This window comes from Rheinheimera hassiensis, assembly GCF_022436675.1.
GTDB classification, from domain to species: Bacteria; Pseudomonadota; Gammaproteobacteria; order Enterobacterales; family Alteromonadaceae; genus Alishewanella; species Alishewanella hassiensis.
Genome location: NZ_JAKUJZ010000001.1, coordinates 640,240 through 658,137 on the forward strand (window position 1 = coordinate 640,240; position 17,898 = coordinate 658,137).

The 17,898-nt window shown below is 47.3% G+C and carries 14 protein-coding genes; 4 read left to right on the plus strand and 10 right to left on the minus strand.

Annotated features, from left to right (window positions below; genetic code table 11):
- Positions 1 to 243 precede the first annotated feature (243 nt).
- Positions 244 to 1,275 carry a LacI family DNA-binding transcriptional regulator gene (locus tag MJX74_RS02720; protein ID WP_240220687.1) on the minus strand — a complete coding sequence of 344 codons (1,032 nt, stop codon included), beginning with the start codon at positions 1,273 to 1,275 and terminating at the stop codon, positions 244 to 246.
- Positions 1,276 to 1,545: 270 nt separating this feature from the next.
- On the opposite strand from MJX74_RS02720, the gene MJX74_RS02725 reads away from it, so the two are divergent.
- The 4 genes from MJX74_RS02725 (at position 1,546) to MJX74_RS02740 (ending at position 7,429) form a co-directional block, all read left to right on the plus strand.
- Complete coding sequence (locus MJX74_RS02725) at positions 1,546 to 3,813, plus strand: TonB-dependent receptor (protein ID WP_240220689.1); 2,268 nt, start codon at positions 1,546 to 1,548, stop codon at positions 3,811 to 3,813.
- A 118-nt stretch (positions 3,814 to 3,931) separates the two neighbouring features.
- Entirely contained in the window at positions 3,932 to 6,754 is a 2,823-nt protein-coding gene (gene uvrA / locus MJX74_RS02730) for an excinuclease ABC subunit UvrA (RefSeq protein ID WP_240220691.1), read from the plus strand.
- A gap of 64 nt (positions 6,755 to 6,818) precedes the next feature.
- Positions 6,819 to 7,142, plus strand: a complete 324-nt coding sequence (locus MJX74_RS02735) for a type II toxin-antitoxin system RelE/ParE family toxin (RefSeq protein WP_240220693.1) — start codon at positions 6,819 to 6,821, stop codon at positions 7,140 to 7,142.
- Positions 7,139 to 7,429, plus strand: coding sequence for a helix-turn-helix domain-containing protein (locus tag MJX74_RS02740; protein WP_068236935.1), 291 nt, complete (start codon positions 7,139 to 7,141; stop codon positions 7,427 to 7,429). Before MJX74_RS02735 ends, MJX74_RS02740 begins: the two co-directional genes overlap by 4 nt.
- Before the next feature lie 15 nt (positions 7,430 to 7,444).
- Here MJX74_RS02740 and MJX74_RS02745 read toward each other — a convergent pair whose 3' ends face one another.
- The 9 genes from MJX74_RS02745 to MJX74_RS02785 all read right to left on the minus strand — a co-directional run bounded on the left by MJX74_RS02745 (position 7,445) and on the right by MJX74_RS02785 (position 17,807).
- Entirely contained in the window at positions 7,445 to 7,906 is a 462-nt protein-coding gene (locus MJX74_RS02745; protein ID WP_240220695.1) for a methyltransferase family protein, read from the minus strand.
- Between the two features lie 14 nt (positions 7,907 to 7,920).
- Entirely contained in the window at positions 7,921 to 9,249 is a 1,329-nt protein-coding gene (locus MJX74_RS02750) for an ATP-binding protein (RefSeq protein ID WP_240220697.1), read from the minus strand.
- Between the two features lie 226 nt (positions 9,250 to 9,475).
- Positions 9,476 to 11,185: a response regulator receiver domain gene (locus MJX74_RS02755; protein WP_240220699.1), complete on the minus strand. Its 1,710-nt coding sequence runs from the start codon at positions 11,183 to 11,185 to the stop codon at positions 9,476 to 9,478.
- Complete coding sequence (locus MJX74_RS02760) at positions 11,178 to 14,150, minus strand: ATP-binding protein (protein ID WP_240220701.1); 2,973 nt, start codon at positions 14,148 to 14,150, stop codon at positions 11,178 to 11,180. Before MJX74_RS02760 ends, MJX74_RS02755 begins: the two co-directional genes overlap by 8 nt.
- 102 nt (positions 14,151 to 14,252) lie before the next feature.
- Positions 14,253 to 15,299 carry a DNA cytosine methyltransferase gene (locus MJX74_RS02765; RefSeq protein ID WP_240220703.1) on the minus strand — a complete coding sequence of 349 codons (1,047 nt, stop codon included), beginning with the start codon at positions 15,297 to 15,299 and terminating at the stop codon, positions 14,253 to 14,255.
- Positions 15,300 to 15,445: 146 nt separating this feature from the next.
- A complete protein-coding gene (locus MJX74_RS02770) occupies positions 15,446 to 15,658 on the minus strand; it encodes a hypothetical protein (RefSeq protein ID WP_240220705.1) in 213 nt (70 codons plus the stop codon).
- 136 nt (positions 15,659 to 15,794) lie between these two features.
- Entirely contained in the window at positions 15,795 to 16,586 is a 792-nt protein-coding gene (locus MJX74_RS02775; protein WP_240220706.1) for a putative porin, read from the minus strand.
- A gap of 229 nt (positions 16,587 to 16,815) precedes the next feature.
- Complete coding sequence (locus MJX74_RS02780; RefSeq protein ID WP_240220707.1) at positions 16,816 to 17,208, minus strand: hypothetical protein; 393 nt, start codon at positions 17,206 to 17,208, stop codon at positions 16,816 to 16,818.
- Positions 17,208 to 17,807 carry a peptidoglycan recognition protein family protein gene (locus MJX74_RS02785; protein ID WP_240220708.1) on the minus strand — a complete coding sequence of 200 codons (600 nt, stop codon included), beginning with the start codon at positions 17,805 to 17,807 and terminating at the stop codon, positions 17,208 to 17,210. Before MJX74_RS02785 ends, MJX74_RS02780 begins: the two co-directional genes overlap by 1 nt.
- Positions 17,808 to 17,898 lie beyond the last annotated feature (91 nt).

Genomic DNA, 17,898 nt, shown 5'->3' on the forward strand with positions numbered 1-17,898 from the left:
CTGCGCGCTACACAACAGAGTGGCGGTTAGCATTGCTGACGGGGCGACACAGAGTGTCTGACTGAGCGCGTCAGCGCGAGGGAGTTGCTGTGGCGAGCCCGGCGGCAATGGTAACGCAAGCCACGACAAAGTTTAGCGGCCCCATCTGTCATCACAGTCTGTGAGGACAAGCAGATTGCTCCGTCAGCGGGTTCGGCGTTCAATAAACGCAAGCCACGGCAAAGTTTAGCCAAACCCGTCGCTTCAGTGTTTTCGCAAGCTGGATTGCCGTTCAATTAACTTTACCGGCAGCAGCTGTGATGCGGCTTTGCCACCATTAATGCGGCTCAGCAGCTGCGCTACCAGCAATTTACCACCGGCGTGAGTGTCCTGTTTTACTGTGGTCAGCGATGGCGTGCAGTAGGCCGACATAGCAATATCATCAAAACCGACCAGAGCCAGTTGCTGTGGCACCTTAATATTGTGCTCCAGCAGCGCTTTCATCGCGCCCATGGCAATGGCATCACTGGCGGCGAAAATACCGTCCAGTGTAGCAAGCTCAGTAAACAGCGCCTGCTGCGTCTGTAAATAACCGGCCTGGGCAGTAAAATCGGTATTAAGCTGCAATTTAGGCTCGGGCTTAATACCGGCAGCTTGCAGCGCATCCTGATACCCCAGATAACGCATTTCAATTTCGGTATGGCGGATATCACCTAAAAAGGCGATACGCTTACAGCCCTGTGCCAGCAAATGCGTTACGGCCAGCTGTGCGCCCTGGCGGTTATCACTGCCAATTACCGGAAAACGCTCTGTGCCGGTGGCCGCGCCCCACACCACAAAGGGCACCCCGGCGGCGCTGAGTTGTTCTACCCGCTCATCATGCTCACCCTGGCCGATAACAATCAGGCCGTCGGCGCGTTTTGAATCAAAGTAGTAACTACGCCAGTCTTTGTCGGTGGTTTTACTGCTGCTTAGCAGCATATCGTAGCCCTGGCGTGTTAACTCGTCGGCTATCACACCCAGAATATCCAGCAGAAACGGGTCAGTAATGGCCTGCTGGGTTTTGGCGTCAAACAGAATAATCACGGCGATAGTATGGCTTTTTTGCGTACGCAGGCTGCGCGCAGTGGCATTGACTTTAAACTGATGATCAGCAGCAATTTGCTGCACTTTTTGCCGCGTTTGCGCATTAATTACCGGGTTATCACGCAGGGCGCGCGACGCGGTTGACTCCGACACCCCGGCCAGCCGGGCAATGTCAGATAAGGTCATGGATTTTGCCGGTTTAATGGTCACTTTACCTACCTGGTTTTACAGCTATGTCCTGTTGTGCCATCAATAATGCCTTAAGCAGCGTGGTGTCGCAACGCCGCTGGCCAGCTGGCGAGATATTTTATGTTTTTAGCCGATAAATTTCTTTTGCAATCGTATGCAAAAACATCTTTCAGCGTATTGCAATCGATTGCAATATAGCCTATGTTTAAATCAGCACGGCAATAGACTGACCAAAAAGTGATTAAAACAACAGCCGCTGTAACCATCGACAGGATAGCAGGAGAACAAAAAATGGTAGCCAGACTCAACAAGATCAGCGCCGCTCTGGCGCTGGTATGCAGCATGCCCCTTATCGCACAGACCAACACAGATGCCACAGCCCCAACTGAAAGCCAGGGTGAAATAGAACAAATTGTTGTTACCGGTAAAGCCAGCGGTATGTCTGGTTTTAAAGTTGATACCAGTTACGCCATTACCAATGTGTCAGCCGAAAACATCGGCCGGCTGGCACCGAAAAGCACCGCTGAATTATTTACCGTAGTGCCTGGCGTATGGGCAGAAAGCTCAGGTGGTATCGCCGGTGCCAATGTGTTTGTGCGCGGTTTTCCCAGCACCGGTGATGCGCCGTTTTTAACTATCCAGCTAAACGGCGCGCCGATTTTTCCGCCGCCAACCTTATCTTTTTTAGAAAACTCGTCTATTTTCCGTCTTGATGAAACGGTGCACTTTATGGAAGCACTGCGTGGAGGTTCAACGCCGGTGTTGTCGAACGGCCAGCCGGGTTTGACTACTAACTTTCTGCTAAAAGAAGGCAGCGAAGTCACCGAAGGCCTGGTGAAATTTTCTACCTCCAGCTACGGCCTGCGCCGGGTTGATGGCGTGGTTAGCGGTGAAATTGCTGACCGGCTGTATGTTATGGCCGGCGGTTATATCAGCAGCTCAGAAGGCCCGCGCGAAACCGGTTTTAATTCAGAAAAAGGTCATCAGTTTACGGTTAATGTGACCAAAGAGCTGGATAACGGCAGTATTAATGTGTACACCCGCCAGACTGACGACCACGGTGTATGGCACTTACCGGTAGCACTTAATGCACCGGGCGTAGATAACAACTACAGCCAGATTGGCCCGAACAACCGTTTAGGCAGCATTGCCTATGGCCCGGATGGCGAAGAACAAAGCTATGACTTTGGCGACGGCCGCGGCTGGAACGGCGGCATTACCGGCGGTACCGTCGACTTGGACCTCACCGACAGCTGGCGGTTAATGTACCGCTTTAGCCATATTGAAGGCGAAGCCAATACCTTTGGCCTGGTGCCGGAAGGTGGCGCCACTACGCTGGGTAACGTAGGGGGCATTAATAGCCCGGTAACCGGCGTTACCAGTGGCGACACTTATGATAACGATACCGTGGTACAACAAATTGGCCGCTGGGTGGTGTTAAAAGATATTGAAGCTTTTACCAACGACTTATCTTTCAGCAAAACTACCGACAATGCAGTATTTACGCTGGGCTACTACGCCACCAACTTCTCGGTACAGGATTGGTGGTCTATCGGTAACCAATCCTGGTTTGTGGTAGAAAAAGGCGGCGAAGAACTAAGTGGCATTGATTGTAACGATAGCCTGGCCAGCTGCAGCTGGAACTACGATATCGACGCCACCGGCGATGGCGACACCAGTGCCTTTTATGCCGCGGTAGAGTATCAGCTAAACGAACAATGGCGGGTAGATGTAGGTGCCCGGCGCGAAAACCATAAAATTACTTATGTGGTCGATGAAGGCTTAACCGGCGATATCAGCAAAGCGGTAAATTACGATGAAAGCAAAACTGCCTGGACAGCCGGCGTTAACTGGATGTGGCAGCGCAATATGGGTATGTTCGCCCGGGTTAACAAAGGCAATAAAATGCCGTTTTTTGATGACTTCCGCGATAACTACGGCGCTTTTGAAAGCGGCGATAAGCTGATTAAAGAAGTTACTCAGTACGAGCTGGGATATAAATGGGCTGAGCAAAATTACAGCATGTACCTGACAGCCTTTTACAACGAAGTCGACGGCGAGCTGTTTGTATCCCGCCCCGGTGCCCCGGCAGAAGTACTGACCACTGAAGCAATGGGTATCGAGTTTGACGCCAACTACCGCGCCGATAACGGCTTTGCAGTAAATCTGAATGCCACTGTGCAGGACACCGAAATTACCAACCACCCGGATCCATTGGTAGTGGGTAATCAGGCCATCCGCCAGCCGGAATGGATGCTGCGGATAACGCCAAGCTATGGCTTCGATGTAGCTGATATGTACGCTACGGTATATGGCACTTTATCATCAGTGGCGGATCGTTACGGTGATAACGCCAATAGCGTGAAACTGGATGGTTACAGCAAAATCGATCTGGGCGTACAGCTGGATATTACCCAACAGCTAAAAGCACAGTTATCAGTGGCCAACCTGACCGATAAAGACGGCATTACCGAAGGTGATCCACGCAGCGCAGGCAGCCCGAACGGCCGCTATATTATGCCGCGCAGCATCGATTTTAGTATTAGCTACACCTTTTAACATCCACTCCCTCGTTTCACCCGTATTGCCTCCGCTTAGTGCGGAGGCTTTTTTTTCGTGCCACATAGTGTATATTTGTACAGCCTCAATACCTTCATAGTCATAACCGGAAACCACAATGGATAAAATCGATATTCGCGGGGCCCGTACCCATAACCTGAAAAATATTTCGCTGACCATTCCGCGCGATAAGTTAATTGTGATCACCGGCTTATCCGGTTCCGGCAAGTCGTCGCTGGCGTTTGATACGCTGTATGCCGAAGGCCAGCGCCGCTATGTTGAGTCGTTATCCGCTTACGCACGGCAGTTTTTAAGTTTAATGGAAAAGCCCGATGTTGATCATATCGAAGGTTTATCACCGGCCATTTCAATCGAGCAAAAGTCCACTTCGCATAACCCGCGCTCTACTGTCGGCACCATTACCGAAATCTATGACTATCTCCGTTTATTGTTTGCCCGCGTCGGCGAGCCGCGTTGCCCCACACATGATTTACCGCTGGCAGCACAAACCATCAGCGAGATGGTCGATAAAGTTACCGCCTTCCCTGAGGGCACCAAATTAATGGTGCTGGCGCCGGTGGTGCAGGAGCGCAAAGGCGAACACGTAAAAACGCTGGAAACCTTAGCCGCCCAGGGTTATATCCGTGCCCGGATCGACGGCGAAGTCTGTGATTTATCCGACCCGCCAACACTCGACTTACACAAAAAACACACCATTGAAGTAGTGATCGACCGCATTAAAGTGCGTGATGATGTAAAAACCCGGCTGGCCGAATCGTTTGAAACTGCGCTGGCATTATCCGGCGGTGTGGCCAAAGTAGCGTTGATGGACGAGCCAAACGCCGCAGAGCTGGTGTTCTCGGCCAATTTTGCCTGCCCAAGCTGCGGCTATTCGATGGTAGAGCTGGAGCCGCGGTTGTTTTCATTTAACAACCCGGCCGGCGCCTGCCCCAGCTGTGATGGCCTGGGTATGAAGCAGTACTTTGACCGCAATAAAGTCATTGTCAGCGACGAGCTAAGCCTGGCCGGCGGCGCTATACGCGGTTGGGACAAACGCAACTTCTATTATTTCCAGATGCTGAAATCGCTGGCCGAGCACTATGGCTTTGCACTGGATGTACCCTTTAACAGCCTGACCAAGCCCCAGCAAGACGCCATTTTACAAGGCAGCGGCAAAACAGTAATAGATTTTAAATACCTGAATGATCGCGGCGATATCGTGCAGCGCAGCCACCCGTTTGAAGGCATTTTGCCAAATATGGAGCGGCGCTACCGCGAAACCGAATCTAACTCGGTGCGTGAAGAGTTAAGCAAATATCTGGCGCATCAGGCCTGCCCCAGCTGCAACGGCACCCGCTTACGCGAAGAGGCCCGCCACGTGTTTATTGGCCAGACTAACCTGCCGCAAATTGTCGAGCTGTCTATTGGTGACTGCATGGCATTTTTCCAGCAACTGGCTCTTACCGGCCAGCGCGCACAAATTGCTGAAAAAGTATTAAAAGAAATCCAGGACCGCTTAAGCTTTCTGGTTAACGTGGGCCTTAACTATCTTAACCTGTCGCGCAGCGCCGAAACCTTATCCGGCGGCGAAGCCCAGCGTATCCGCTTGGCCAGCCAGATTGGCGCCGGCCTGGTTGGCGTAATGTATGTACTGGATGAACCTTCTATTGGTTTGCACCAGCGCGATAATGACCGCCTGCTTGGCACCCTGCGCCACCTGCGCGATCTGGGTAATACTGTGATCGTGGTAGAGCACGATGAAGATGCGGTGCGCATGGCCGACCATATTATTGATATTGGCCCCGGCGCCGGCGTACACGGCGGCCATATTGTGGCCCAAGGTACCCTGGAGCAGGTAATGGCCGCGCCGGAGTCCTTAACCGGCCAATATTTATCCGGTACGCGAAAAATAGAAGTACCGAAAAAACGCCATAAACCGGGTAAAAAGTGGCTGCAGGTGCTGGGCGCCAGCGGCAATAACTTAAAAAATGTTGACCTTGCCATCCCGTTTGGCCTGATGACCTGCATCACCGGTGTGTCGGGCTCGGGTAAATCTACCCTGATTAATGACACGCTGTTTCGGGTAGCGCACCGGGTACTAAACAAAGGCGAGGGTAACGACCCGGCGGCGCATCGCGAAATTAAAGGCCTGGATCACTTTGATAAGGTTATCGATATTGATCAGAGCCCAATCGGCCGTACACCACGCTCTAATGCCGCGACTTATACCGGTATTTTTACCGCCGTACGCGAGCTGTTTGCCGGCACTCAGGAATCACGCTCACGCGGTTATCAGGTAGGCCGCTTTAGTTTTAACGTTAAAGGCGGCCGCTGTGAAGCCTGCCAGGGTGATGGCGTTATTAAGGTAGAAATGCACTTTTTACCCGATGTTTACGTGCCATGCGATGTCTGTAAAGGTAAACGCTACAACCGCGAAACGCTGGAGATTAAATACAAAGGCAAAAATATCCACGAAGTGCTGGATATGACAGTCGAAGACGCTCTGGCTTACTTTGAAGCGATACCGGCAATTAACCGCAAGCTACAAACGCTGATGGATGTTGGCTTAAGCTATATCAAACTGGGGCAATCCGCCACCACGCTATCGGGTGGTGAAGCGCAACGGGTAAAACTGGCGCGTGAGCTAAGTAAACGTGATACCGGTAAAACGCTGTATATTCTGGATGAACCCACCACTGGCCTGCATTTTTACGATATTCAGCAACTGCTGAACGTACTGCACCGGCTGCGTGACCACGGCAACACCATAGTAGTGATCGAGCATAATCTGGACGTGATAAAAACCGCTGACTGGATAGTAGACTTAGGCCCCGAAGGCGGCAGCGGCGGCGGCGAAATACTGATCGCCGGTACGCCAGAGCAAGTTAGCGACTGTGAAAAATCCTACACCGGGCATTACTTAAAGCCGTTGTTAAATTAGTAGAGCAATAATTCGACAACATGACGGCAGAGAGTTATCATATAAAGCAACTAATGAGTCATCTATGAACTGGAAGATAGACTTTTACAAAGGAGTAGATGAACAAATTCTGGCCATGCCACCGAAGATCCAGGCAAGAATGCTTAAGTTGCTTGAACTGATGGAGCGGCATGGCGCAAATTTAGGCCCGCCGCATACTGATGCTATGGGTGGTGGTTTATTCGAGATCAGGGCCAAAGCACAGGAAGGTATTGGCCGTGGATTATTCTGTTATTTGCAGGGTAAACACATATACGTATTACATGCCTTTATCAAAAAGTCGCAGAAAACGCCAAAGGCGGATCTTGAACTGGCCCGGCAGCGACAACAAGAGGTGCAAAAATTATGAGTCTGCAAAAGTTTAAGCAACGCGCTTTAGCCAACCCGGAAGTTAAAGCTGAGTATGAACTACTGGAAAGTGAATTTGCTTTTATTGACCAGCTACTGTCTATGCGCACTCAGGCTGGACTTACCCAGGCGCAGGTCGCGGAGAAAATGCAAACTCAGAAAAGCAATATCAGCCGTTTAGAACGGGGCAACGCTAACCCCAGTTGGTCTACGTTACTAAAGTATGCACATGCCTGCGGCTTTGAGTTGACCATTAAGCCGCTAAAAACCCAAAGCCACAATCACTAAACTTAAAACATGGCTCTACAACCAGCGCCTTACCTGCGTAGTGTAGGATTGATACTCAGCGCCAAACTTCTGTAATAAAAAGCGCTCTTCCGGCGCTATCTGAAACCGGTTCATATACAGCAAAAACAGCGGCAGCAAAATAAAAGCTGCCGCATTCATTAGGTAACAGGCCAGTGCCGTCAGTAGCAGTAAAAAGCCTAAATACATAGGGTTGCGGCTGTAACGGTAAATACCCCGCGCCACCAGGCTGGAAGTTTGCTGCGGCACGCGTGGGTCTACCGTGGTATTGGCGCGGCGAAATGCCAATACGCCTGACAGGGCAACCACAACACCAGCACCTGCAAAACCGATGGCCAATACCAGCCCCCAAACCGCAGGCAAGGCTAAAGGCGGCACCAGCTGCGCCAGTAGCCACATCGCTAAGGCAAACAGTGCCACCAAAACAAGCGGCGGGATTTTAAGTTCAAGGGCATGCATAAATTCGTCCTGTTTTATGCTAACGACAACAGGTGTTTGCGTACAGCATGAGTGGTGTAATACAGCGGATAAACCAGATGCTGTTGCTCAAGCGGCGACGAACCCTGAGTACCGGCCAGTTTAATGGTTTTAACGGGGTTGCACTTTTCAATATAAGACTGCAGTGACCTGGCCTTGGTACGCTTACCGCTTTTTACTTCCAGCGGTATGATGTTGCCGGCGCTATCAGCCAGAATAAATTCTATCTCAGCACGGGCATCGCTCCAGGAAAACGTAGGATCAACGCCCAGCGCGGCCAGCTCCTGCTGGACAAAATTTTCTGCTATATAACCCTTGTAGTCATAATTTTGCTGCTTAATCTCAAGATAGCTGACCCCCAGCATATGGTTAAGTAAGCCAACATCAAATAAAAACAGCTTAACCATATTATCTTTTTTATAAGCAGCTAACGGGCTGCGCGGTGTGCCTTCAACAGGATAGTTCTTTAAGATCAGCCGGCACTTCTCCAGCCAGACAATGCCGCTTTCCAGCTCCTGATAACGGGATTTGCGCTCATGCACCTGCTTAAACTTAAAGCGTTTAACCGACTCGTCCAATACAGCAGCAAGCTGAGCAGGCACCGCAGTAAACACAGATTCAATCAGGCCGGCATCAACCTTACCGGAATATTTACCAAAATCCCGCACATAACCGGCCAGTAAATCGGCATGCACCTGTGATACCGCTTTTACCCGCTCAAGAATGCTTTGTTCAGCCAGCTTAAACCACAGGCTAACGGCCTCCGGCATACCGCCGGTAAAGTAGTAATCTGTCAGCTTATCAAACAGTTTAGTGTGGGCGGCAGCTGAGTTTTGCCCGGCATCAAAAGCGTTTAACAGCACGGCCTCGCCAGAGGCCAGTAAGAACTCGCGGAAGGTTAACGGCCGTAAATTGTATTGCTCAACCTTGCCTACCGGGAAAGTATTCAGCAAGCCGATATTAGAGCCACTGGCAGCAATAAAAGCCTGCGGGGTTTGCTCGGCAAAGTACTTTAATGCCGTTAACGCACGGGGACATTCACCAATTTCATCGAGGATCAGCAGGTCGGTTGCAATATTAAAACGCTGCCCTGTTAACAGCTCGATATTGCTCAGCACATCGGCGGGGCTTAACGAGCCGGCAAAAGCGTCCTGCATTTGTGGCGACTCAAGAAAATCGATCCGTAGTACCTGCGAAAACTGCTGGCCCAAAAGCACTTGCAGTAAATAGGTTTTACCAGTTTGTCTGGCACCGTCAATAAGCAGGGGTTTACGCTCAGGTTTCGCTTTCCAGCGCAGCAATTCTGTTAATAACCCGCGTTCCATAACACCACCTTGATGCAGTCACTTTGTGCCAAAAATACACTTTTATTTGTCTTTAAGCGCATAAAAGTGTGCAAACCTTGGGGTATCTAGCAAAATAGTTTTAAAGATCAAGCTGCCGGCAGTTCAGCAAAGGTTGTGTCGCCAAACTGACCTAACATAAAGTTTTGACAGATTAATCTACGAGATCTTAAAGCTAAGACTGCTAATGTATATATCTCAATGTTTCTCAATTTGGTGAGAACTTAAAATTATTCTGGCTGGCTAAGCGAAGATATTCAGAATCCAGTATTCCAAGGCGCATCCAATTTGAAGCCAACTTCGCCATTTCACTAACTGCTCGACTGTATCTTAACTCAGCGACCCACTGGAACTGCTGACTTGTTGGTTGGGATGAAGTAAACATGAAGCTATTTGCATCTTGCTTGACAGCAATTACTCTCCCAAGTGCACTGTCAGCCTGGAAAATAAAAGAATTGATTAACGGTCTTTTGTTGTCGAAGTATAGACTTACAAGCTGACCATCTAAAGATTTTACGACCAGGCTATAGCCTTTTTGTTTTACGACACCTTCTAAAAATACAAAAGTTTTATCACCTGATAACCTCAATGAGTCGCAGGCAGGGGTTAAGCACATGAAGTACCTATCTCGCCCTTCAGTATTTAATCTGAGTATCGTTCCCGTAGTCAGAGTTGGTAACCATTTCCCGGTACTTACCATAGAACTCAACTCATGCAGCTCTCGCTTCAATGCAACTAAGCGAGAAAACTTATTTTCAATTCTATTAGATTTTTCAATGCTACCTGCAAGGTATTGGCTGACAGCTACTCGTTTACCGGGAGCAAATGGTTGTTTGCTGTTATTAAGATCAACAAAATCTCTGTCATTAATACCGTTCTTAAGCAAACTTAGGATTGTAAATTGATCGACTAAGTAAGAAACCCGCAGCGGCTCACCAACTTCATAGTGCGTATTTTTAAAGTGACTTGCGTTAACGTTTAGCCACTTTTTAACTGGTTCGATATCTAAATATTCATCTGCAACTGTTTCAAAACCAATGGCGTTGTCACATTCCGCCACAAAAAGTTCACGTATAAGCTCTGCCACATCACCGGGGGGGTTAGTTATAAGTCGGTTCGCCACAAAAGCAGCATCCATTTCGCTCTCAAATCTCGTTACCATGTGATGCATATTCTTGCGAATAGCTCCAGCAGCTGCAAGCACAAATGAAGGCAACAAACCATCTGCAAACTTCGAAAACAACGTTATAAGCTCACCTGGTAGCCTATCTGCCGAAGTGATGCGTTTGTTCTTCAAGACAATAATAGTATCTTTACAATATGCTGAAAAATTCGGTTCTGATGATTTATGAAGGGCTATGCTGTGCTTTTGATATTCAGCAATAACAGCATCTAGCATGTGTTCTTGGAGTGTCTCACCCGTGTAAATGCATAAAAGTCTAAGCCGTCCATTGCAGTCCTTGTCTTGCTTAGCAATTTTATCAATCACTTGCAACGTTAGTGACGGGTCTGAAGGCGTTAAAAACCAGTCGATAATTGTTATATCAGAGAGCCGCGCTGCGGAAACCGCTCTTGATTTTTTACGAGAAGAATCAGTGTCGTTATCTTCTGGCAGAACAAAAGAACAACTAATGCCATTTTCTATAAAAACGTCGGATATCGTTCGAATATCTATCCGAGCTGGACTGATTGGAGTTTCTGGTGGCGAAGCTAAGTATTCGTCGCCGTCCATGCCTGTGTTCGAGGAAGATGCTTGAGCACTTTCAGCTGTCGGTGTATTTGCAGAAACTTGTTCAACAACCCAAGGCTCATTATCTATTACAACAGCTGTCTTAAGGAACTCTTTAGTCGCTTTACAGATGTGTTGACGCCACTCTTCCTGAGGATCAGCGGTTAATTCCTTAGCTGCACTATTCATCAGACTCTCCCTGTGCATAAATCTTAAACTGCGGTTGTTGTTCTAACCCCGCTTTTACTAGTTCGATTTCAAAGCCTTCGCGGCGTAATGTCTCTCTGGTTATGGCTAAGCCCATGCCACGACCACCGGGTTTGGTTGTTTCGCCAAAATCAAAAATACGTTCTTTTAAACGCTCTTCTATACCTGGCCCATTGTTCGAAATAAGGAAGCCATTATCATCCGCATCGAGGAAGATTTTCTTTTCACCCTGCGCTCGGCTGTTTAACCAATAAATTGCATTGTCTATCACGTTAATAAAGCCGCCCAACAAAGCAGAAGAGCGACATTTAACTTTAAAGCCCCTGAAGGCGTAAGTTGGTTCAAGCGCGATATTTGCTGACTTTAACTGTTCACTAAACACGCCATATACAACGTTTAATATCTCACTGCCAGATAACTCTATTGCAGTGCGGTGTAAGCGTCGCCCAAGCGGATCGAGTACTTTAAGGTAACCATCAAGATGCTCTATATGGCTGCGTAGTCGTTGATAAATTGGAGCTAAAGGGGGGTTTTTATCGGCCCATGGTTTTAAATCAGCCATGGCAACACGAATACCTCGGGCTGCGCTTTCAAACTCGTGCTGTAAAATGCCGACTGACATACCCATCTGAGCAAACTCAGAATAAAACTCGACTTGCTCAGACAGTATTAGATTTTGTGCCTCTATCGCGGCAAAACGATCGTCTAGTGTCTCACGAGCTTTTATTTCTTCAGTAAGCTCGGTCATTTGTCGCTTTAAAGAATCAAGCAGCTCAGTTTCTTTTGCTTTTAATTGCTCAATTTTTTGTTCAACGTCAGAACGCACTGCGTCAAGTTGCTCAGGGGTTTCAGCCGAGCGGCGGGTAAAGTCATCAACAAGCTGCTCTATGTTTACCCGAAGTTCAGCGAACTCTTCCTTTAACACTTCACGCACGGCGAGCTGCATGGTGCCTAAGGCTTCTGTTGTGGTTTTGCGAAGGCTGGCTAATTCCCGCACGGTATTGTCTTTTTCCTGCTCAATTTCCTGCAAGGCAGATAACCGGCGCTCATTAAAGGCAACTTTACCTTCTAACGCATCTTGAATCAGCTGCTCGACAGCGACTCTTGCTGGTTCAATAAGTTCGTGTCTAACCTGAGCAGATTGTGCCTCAAAGGCGATCCAATCTTTCTTCAGGCGATTAGTTAGCGCCAATCCACGCGGCAGCGCTAGCGTAGCCTGTGCTAATAATTCCCGAATTTTGCTTTTGGCTGATATTTCTAACAATCGAACCGCTGATGCAAACTCAGCGGGTGCTGAGTCAGCTTCATACTTGGCAAGCCGCTCAGCGACAGAAACAGTTAAGTTGTTTGTCTCTGTTTCAAAGTAATCTTCGTTATAACGAGTGAAGAACGTTTTTAACGATGCATCAAATTCACCGCGCCTACTATCTGCTTTCTTTTGTTGTTTCTTCAGGATCTCGGCTTGAACCTTTAACAATGCTTTATTTTCATTAAAATCATCACCTTGAGGCGATGAATCTCGAAAAAACTCATAAGCAAGTTGCATAAAAAAGTTAACTAAAATTGCTCTAAAATCCCTGTAGGCTAGATTTTCTCTAAAACCTTCCCGTCCTGCCTTTTCGGTGAGCGTACCGTTCTCTTTATGTGTAATCGCAACATAACCGAATCCGCGACGATATGAAAAAAACCAATCGCCAGCGCTCTTAGTTCGACGTTTTTCGATATCTAACCAGTCGACGTCAGAGTTACCATAAGGTAATACCCGTATGTCGTCCCTGAATATATAGAGGCCTCCAAACTTCGAAGTTTTTGAATCTATGTACGTAAAATCGTCTGGAGATAAACGGGATTCCTTAGGATTACCCTGCACATACCCATATCTGAGGGAGAACGGGCCGCATTTTGACAAGCCACCATTACCATCACGCCAGTTACAGACAAACTGACGGGGTTTACCATAAATAGAGACGATACCCGTAAATTGGCCGTATTCGTTAAACTCACCCTCAAAATACTGATCGGTTTTTTCGAAATCTTGTTGGCTAAAGAAACTTTTGGGCCCAATCCGCTCTTCAATATCTTCTATGGTGTGGTCACGAAACTCTGTCTGAATAACCGGATTATCGGTTGCCATAAGGTTAGAAAAACCAAGCAGGTTTCGCTCTAGCTTGGATGAGTCCTTATCAGACCCGCCATCAATATCATCGTCTAGTTCAGGCGCGACTGGCAGCAAAATAAAATGTGTACCATAGCCTTCGCGGCTTAATGACAATGGATGTTCGCGCTCTTTGTTAAGATAGCCATCTAACACATCTGGGCTTATTTGATTTACTTTATTCAGCGTGGCAACTAGCTCACTGTATACAGATGGCTCTATTTGCTTTTCTAAATTGGCTAAGTTGTTTTGGATTTGAGTTATTAAGGTGGCTATGTCAGCTTTAGTTGGCAGGGTCCCGTGTTCAAACTCTGCAATTGGTACATCAATTTCACTGATATCTAAGCCTGGTTGCTCAAACAAACCCCAATGCACCAAAGCTACAACTAAGTTGTGCAAACCGTCAGGGCGAGCGGCACGAGTCATTAAAAGAGTGACAGGCGCGATTACTGCTATCGCCAAACGGCCAATACCTTTCTCACCCATTATTGACCTGGGAGGCAGGTTTTTAGGGCCGCGCCATTCATTGCTACGGTCCGGGTTTTTATTCGCGTTAAGGCGTGATTCCGTACCCAATGTCAGCCAACGGTTCTCGACGTCGTCACGAGTCATACCGTAGCCATCGTCCCGCAGAACTAATACTCGGTTACGCCGAAAGAAATCAACTTCAACGCGCTCTGCGTAGGCATCATGGGCGTTTTTGAATAACTCGTGGATTGCAGTTGGAATACCAGCAATTTGCTGTCGGCCAAGCATATCAACGGCTCTGGCTCTAACCCTGAGCTTTGTCATTCATTCTCCTGTTTATTTTTTGTAACAGATACGCACTTACGCAGCATAAACGGAAAAAGCCTTCTGATGAAGACTTAAATTAATGAAAAAGGGACGAATTTCTTATTTATTGCTGCTAATAGCGTTCAATAAACTTTTTGCAATACTCTGCATCATTTGCGGCGGAACCGCATTTCCTATTTGTGTAGCCACTTGTCCAGCATTGCCAATAAACTGGTAATCATCTGGAAATGATTGCAACCTTGCGGCTTCACGCAATGTTATCCCTCTGTCTTGTTCGGGGTGAGCAAATCGTCCTCGTGTAATGTCGGTGCAGCCAGTAGTAAGGGTTGGAGCTACATCATCCCAGCGCATTCGGCCGTATACATCAGAAAAGGAAGCATTCTTTCTATTTTTGTGGCAAGCAAGCTGCAGATGCTCTGGTAGATGATGACGACTACCGCCATCCTTGGGTATGTACCGCAAACGCTCAATGTTCAGAGCTGAGTGTTTTCTCGAGAAATGCAAAGCATCTTTTAACACGGCATCTCTACCTACTGCTGGTATTGGTAAATCCGCAATGACATCACGCACTGTTTTTCTGGGTAAACGCGCAATATCTATAGCCGTATTAAGATCTGCACCTTTTACCGCAACCATGATCATCCGAGTTCTGCGCTGGGGCACACCTAATTCAGACGCATCAAGCTTCAATGGTTCAGCAATTTCGTAGCCCAGCTTTGCTAAACAAGCGCGGAAACGATCAAAAATGCCGCTAGAAGCTAACCCAGGTACATTTTCCAAAAATACGATTTGAGGTTGGTAGCTTTCAATAAAAGGAAGTGAAGCTTCAACGAGGTTTAAACGGCCATCATCGTTGCTACGCTTACGATTCTGACTGCTAAAGGGCTGACAAGGCGCACAAACAACCAGTAAATCCAGTTGTTTTTTTACCACATCGTCAAACGCATTTGCTGGAATTAATCTGATATCGTCTTGGATTAACTTAACTGACGGGTGATTAGCTCGATACGTTGCACAGGCGTGGGGATCAAAATCGACAGCACCAACAACATCAAAACCGGCATTTTTTACGCCGAGGCTTACTGCCCCAGATCCGCAGAATAGATCTATAGCAATTGGTTTTGATGCTTTTTTTCTAGTATCCATCCTGATAAAAACAACTCAATTTTCAGCACCTCAGTTCTCGCTAATGGTATATCAGATAGGGCCTATCAGCCAACTTTGTTTATAGCAAGAGGAATGCTCGGAAGCACTTGGTTACACATTTAGTATCCAAGTAGAAACTTTAAAGTCTACTTTACAAAACACCTGAAACGTTTTGCTTGTTCAAGTGCATCAGCCACATCAAATGCCAACCCCGAATCGAACTCAACTTCATCCTTACACACTGACCAGCTATAACCACCGCGCCAGCGGTCCGGGTTATCCTCTATATAAATAGTAAAGCCGTTAACCTCTTCCTCGTAGGGAACACTAATATCATTGTCGGCATAGGTGCTTAGCATGGTGCGGCTCCGGTTGGTCAGTTCACACCAGAGTATTTACCAGCGGTGAGGCAGATACCACGGACGATAAGTCACATTCATAAAAAAGGGGCAACAACTGTTGCCCCAAAAACGCTAGTGTAGCTACCAGGGAAATTTAGAACTGGCCGGTAACGCCTAAGCGGTAAACTTTATAGCCAGAGCTATCGGCATTACTGCCAAAACCTGCTTCAAGTGCCCAGCTGCGGTTAAAGAAGTGCTTGGCTGTCAGGCCGTAATTGTCGACTTTGTCGTAAGATACGCCAACTGAGGTCATCTTGCTGAAATAGTAATCAGCGTCAACCGCCCAGCTTGAACGGTCAAATTCCTCTTTCAGTGATGCACCTAAAGCAATAAAACGGTCAGCACCCAGGCTGGCGAAATATTTACTGCTGATACCATACCGGTCAAACTCATCGTCGGTATGGGCAGTAAAACCAACATAGTCGTTACCCTGCAACTGGTGGTTGTAACTGGCAGAAAACAGGTAAGAAGTGCTGCCTTCTTCAGGTTTCGCAGCTTGTGCGCGGACAATAAAGTCTTTTGAAATCAGATAACCAATACCAACAGATGTGGCATGGAAGCCAGCATTTTCAGTAAAGCGGGCAGAGAAAACCAGATTGTTGTCAGCAAAATACTCACCGCCAACAGCCCAGAAGTTTTCGCCATCAAAGCGGCTGAATGCTGCATTTACATTAGTAGCTTTATTAATATATTCAAACTGATCCAGCGGACCTAAGGTTTGTTTCTTATCAAAGAAGTAAGTACCGTTTACAGACCATAAATTCTCACTGTCTCCGCTGTAACGCTGATGATAGGCTTCCAGGCCGGTGAATAACTGATACTCTTCTGCAGATACGGTTGCAGAGGCGGCCAGTGCAATAACAGGTAATACATACTTAAACGTCATTGGTTTATTTCCCTAAGTTGGTAATAGCGGCGCGCATACTAACGGCGGGAATTACAAATGTAAAATAAAAACACAAATTAAATTCACAAAGAAGACAAAATGTTTACTTTTTAAGCAATGCCGGAGATAAATCAGTCAAACTCATTACTATTCAGGCAGTAAAAAAACAAAAGGCGCAATTCAAAAGATTGCGCCTTTATTGTTTCGCCAGTTGTTGCACAACATAGCTTTACTCTTTAGTTTCAGATGTCTTAAACAGCGCTTCACAATCGTCACAGGCAAAATAACGGTACACCTCACCACACTGAATATGCCCGGTCGCGCCAGCCCGTACCTCCCAGTTACAGTTTTGCTGGTGGTATTTTAGGGTGCCCTCAATAGCGCAGGGCGCGTAATTATAATGGTCGTGTAAGGTTTTATGCTCTACTTCACGAGCCTGCTGGAAAAACTGCGTTACTTCTATATTGCTAAGGTCAACATCCGTTGGCCGGCATTGCTCCGGCGCGTCTGAAACAAAGTCAGCAATATACAGTGAGCTGATTCGGTCAGAATCAAATAGCTGTTGCTGGCTGCCACAGGCCAGTAGCCATAACGATAAGCTGCATAATATAAATACCCGCATTACCAGTTTGCTCCTTTTGCTTCACCTGGGTTCTTGTAAGACACTTCAGGATGGCGATATACATCGGTTTTTGTTAGTGTAAAGTGGGTATACAGCTCTGCAAGCAACCATTGCAAGGCTTCATTTTGTGCGGGGGTTACAGCTTCATACTGAGTATCGTTCACATGTTTACCAACGATCTCAATACCAAGCGCGTCGGAGTTTACCGGATACCGGTATGGATAAGCTTTTTGTCGCTCGTGAGCATCCAGTGCTTTAATTTGATTGCTCCATGACTTCGCAAGTATTTTTGCCATTTCAACGCTATCACAGCTGTTTTTGTCCAATGTCAGGCACTTAGATTTAATCAGCCGCCCTACATGATAACAACGCTTCAATGTACTGGCTGTCTGATAAATTTGACCGTTCTTGCCAATCAAAAAATGCGCGCCATTACCTCCGGAGTTGTATGCATTAAAAGTATGCTGTGCCGTAGGTGCATCAGTCTGATGCACCACAACGGCGCTAACTCTGGTTAAATTGCCATGCTCAATGCTGGTATAACGTTTCAGTGAAATTTTATCGTCAATCAACATGCCGTCTTTATCAAGCGTAGACATAGAGCCTCCGATTTAAGTAAATGGTAAAACAGGTATTAGTTATAGCGTAAAACCAGGCTTCAAGAAATATTAAATTTACATATTTGCAATT

Coding starts and splice junctions, on each gene's coding strand:
- MJX74_RS02775 (WP_240220706.1), bottom strand. CDS start 16,586: ATGACGTTTAAGTATGTATTACCTGTTATTGCACTGGCCGCCTCTGCA.
- MJX74_RS02735 (WP_240220693.1), top strand. CDS start 6,819: ATGAACTGGAAGATAGACTTTTACAAAGGAGTAGATGAACAAATTCTG.
- MJX74_RS02770 (WP_240220705.1), bottom strand. CDS start 15,658: ATGCTAAGCACCTATGCCGACAATGATATTAGTGTTCCCTACGAGGAA.
- MJX74_RS02780 (WP_240220707.1), bottom strand. CDS start 17,208: ATGCGGGTATTTATATTATGCAGCTTATCGTTATGGCTACTGGCCTGT.
- MJX74_RS02725 (WP_240220689.1), top strand. CDS start 1,546: ATGGTAGCCAGACTCAACAAGATCAGCGCCGCTCTGGCGCTGGTATGC.
- MJX74_RS02740 (WP_068236935.1), top strand. CDS start 7,139: ATGAGTCTGCAAAAGTTTAAGCAACGCGCTTTAGCCAACCCGGAAGTT.
- MJX74_RS02745 (WP_240220695.1), bottom strand. CDS start 7,906: ATGCATGCCCTTGAACTTAAAATCCCGCCGCTTGTTTTGGTGGCACTG.
- MJX74_RS02785 (WP_240220708.1), bottom strand. CDS start 17,807: ATGTCTACGCTTGATAAAGACGGCATGTTGATTGACGATAAAATTTCA.
- MJX74_RS02765 (WP_240220703.1), bottom strand. CDS start 15,299: ATGGATACTAGAAAAAAAGCATCAAAACCAATTGCTATAGATCTATTC.
- MJX74_RS02750 (WP_240220697.1), bottom strand. CDS start 9,249: ATGGAACGCGGGTTATTAACAGAATTGCTGCGCTGGAAAGCGAAACCT.
- uvrA (WP_240220691.1), top strand. CDS start 3,932: ATGGATAAAATCGATATTCGCGGGGCCCGTACCCATAACCTGAAAAAT.
- MJX74_RS02755 (WP_240220699.1), bottom strand. CDS start 11,185: ATGAATAGTGCAGCTAAGGAATTAACCGCTGATCCTCAGGAAGAGTGG.
- MJX74_RS02760 (WP_240220701.1), bottom strand. CDS start 14,150: ATGACAAAGCTCAGGGTTAGAGCCAGAGCCGTTGATATGCTTGGCCGA.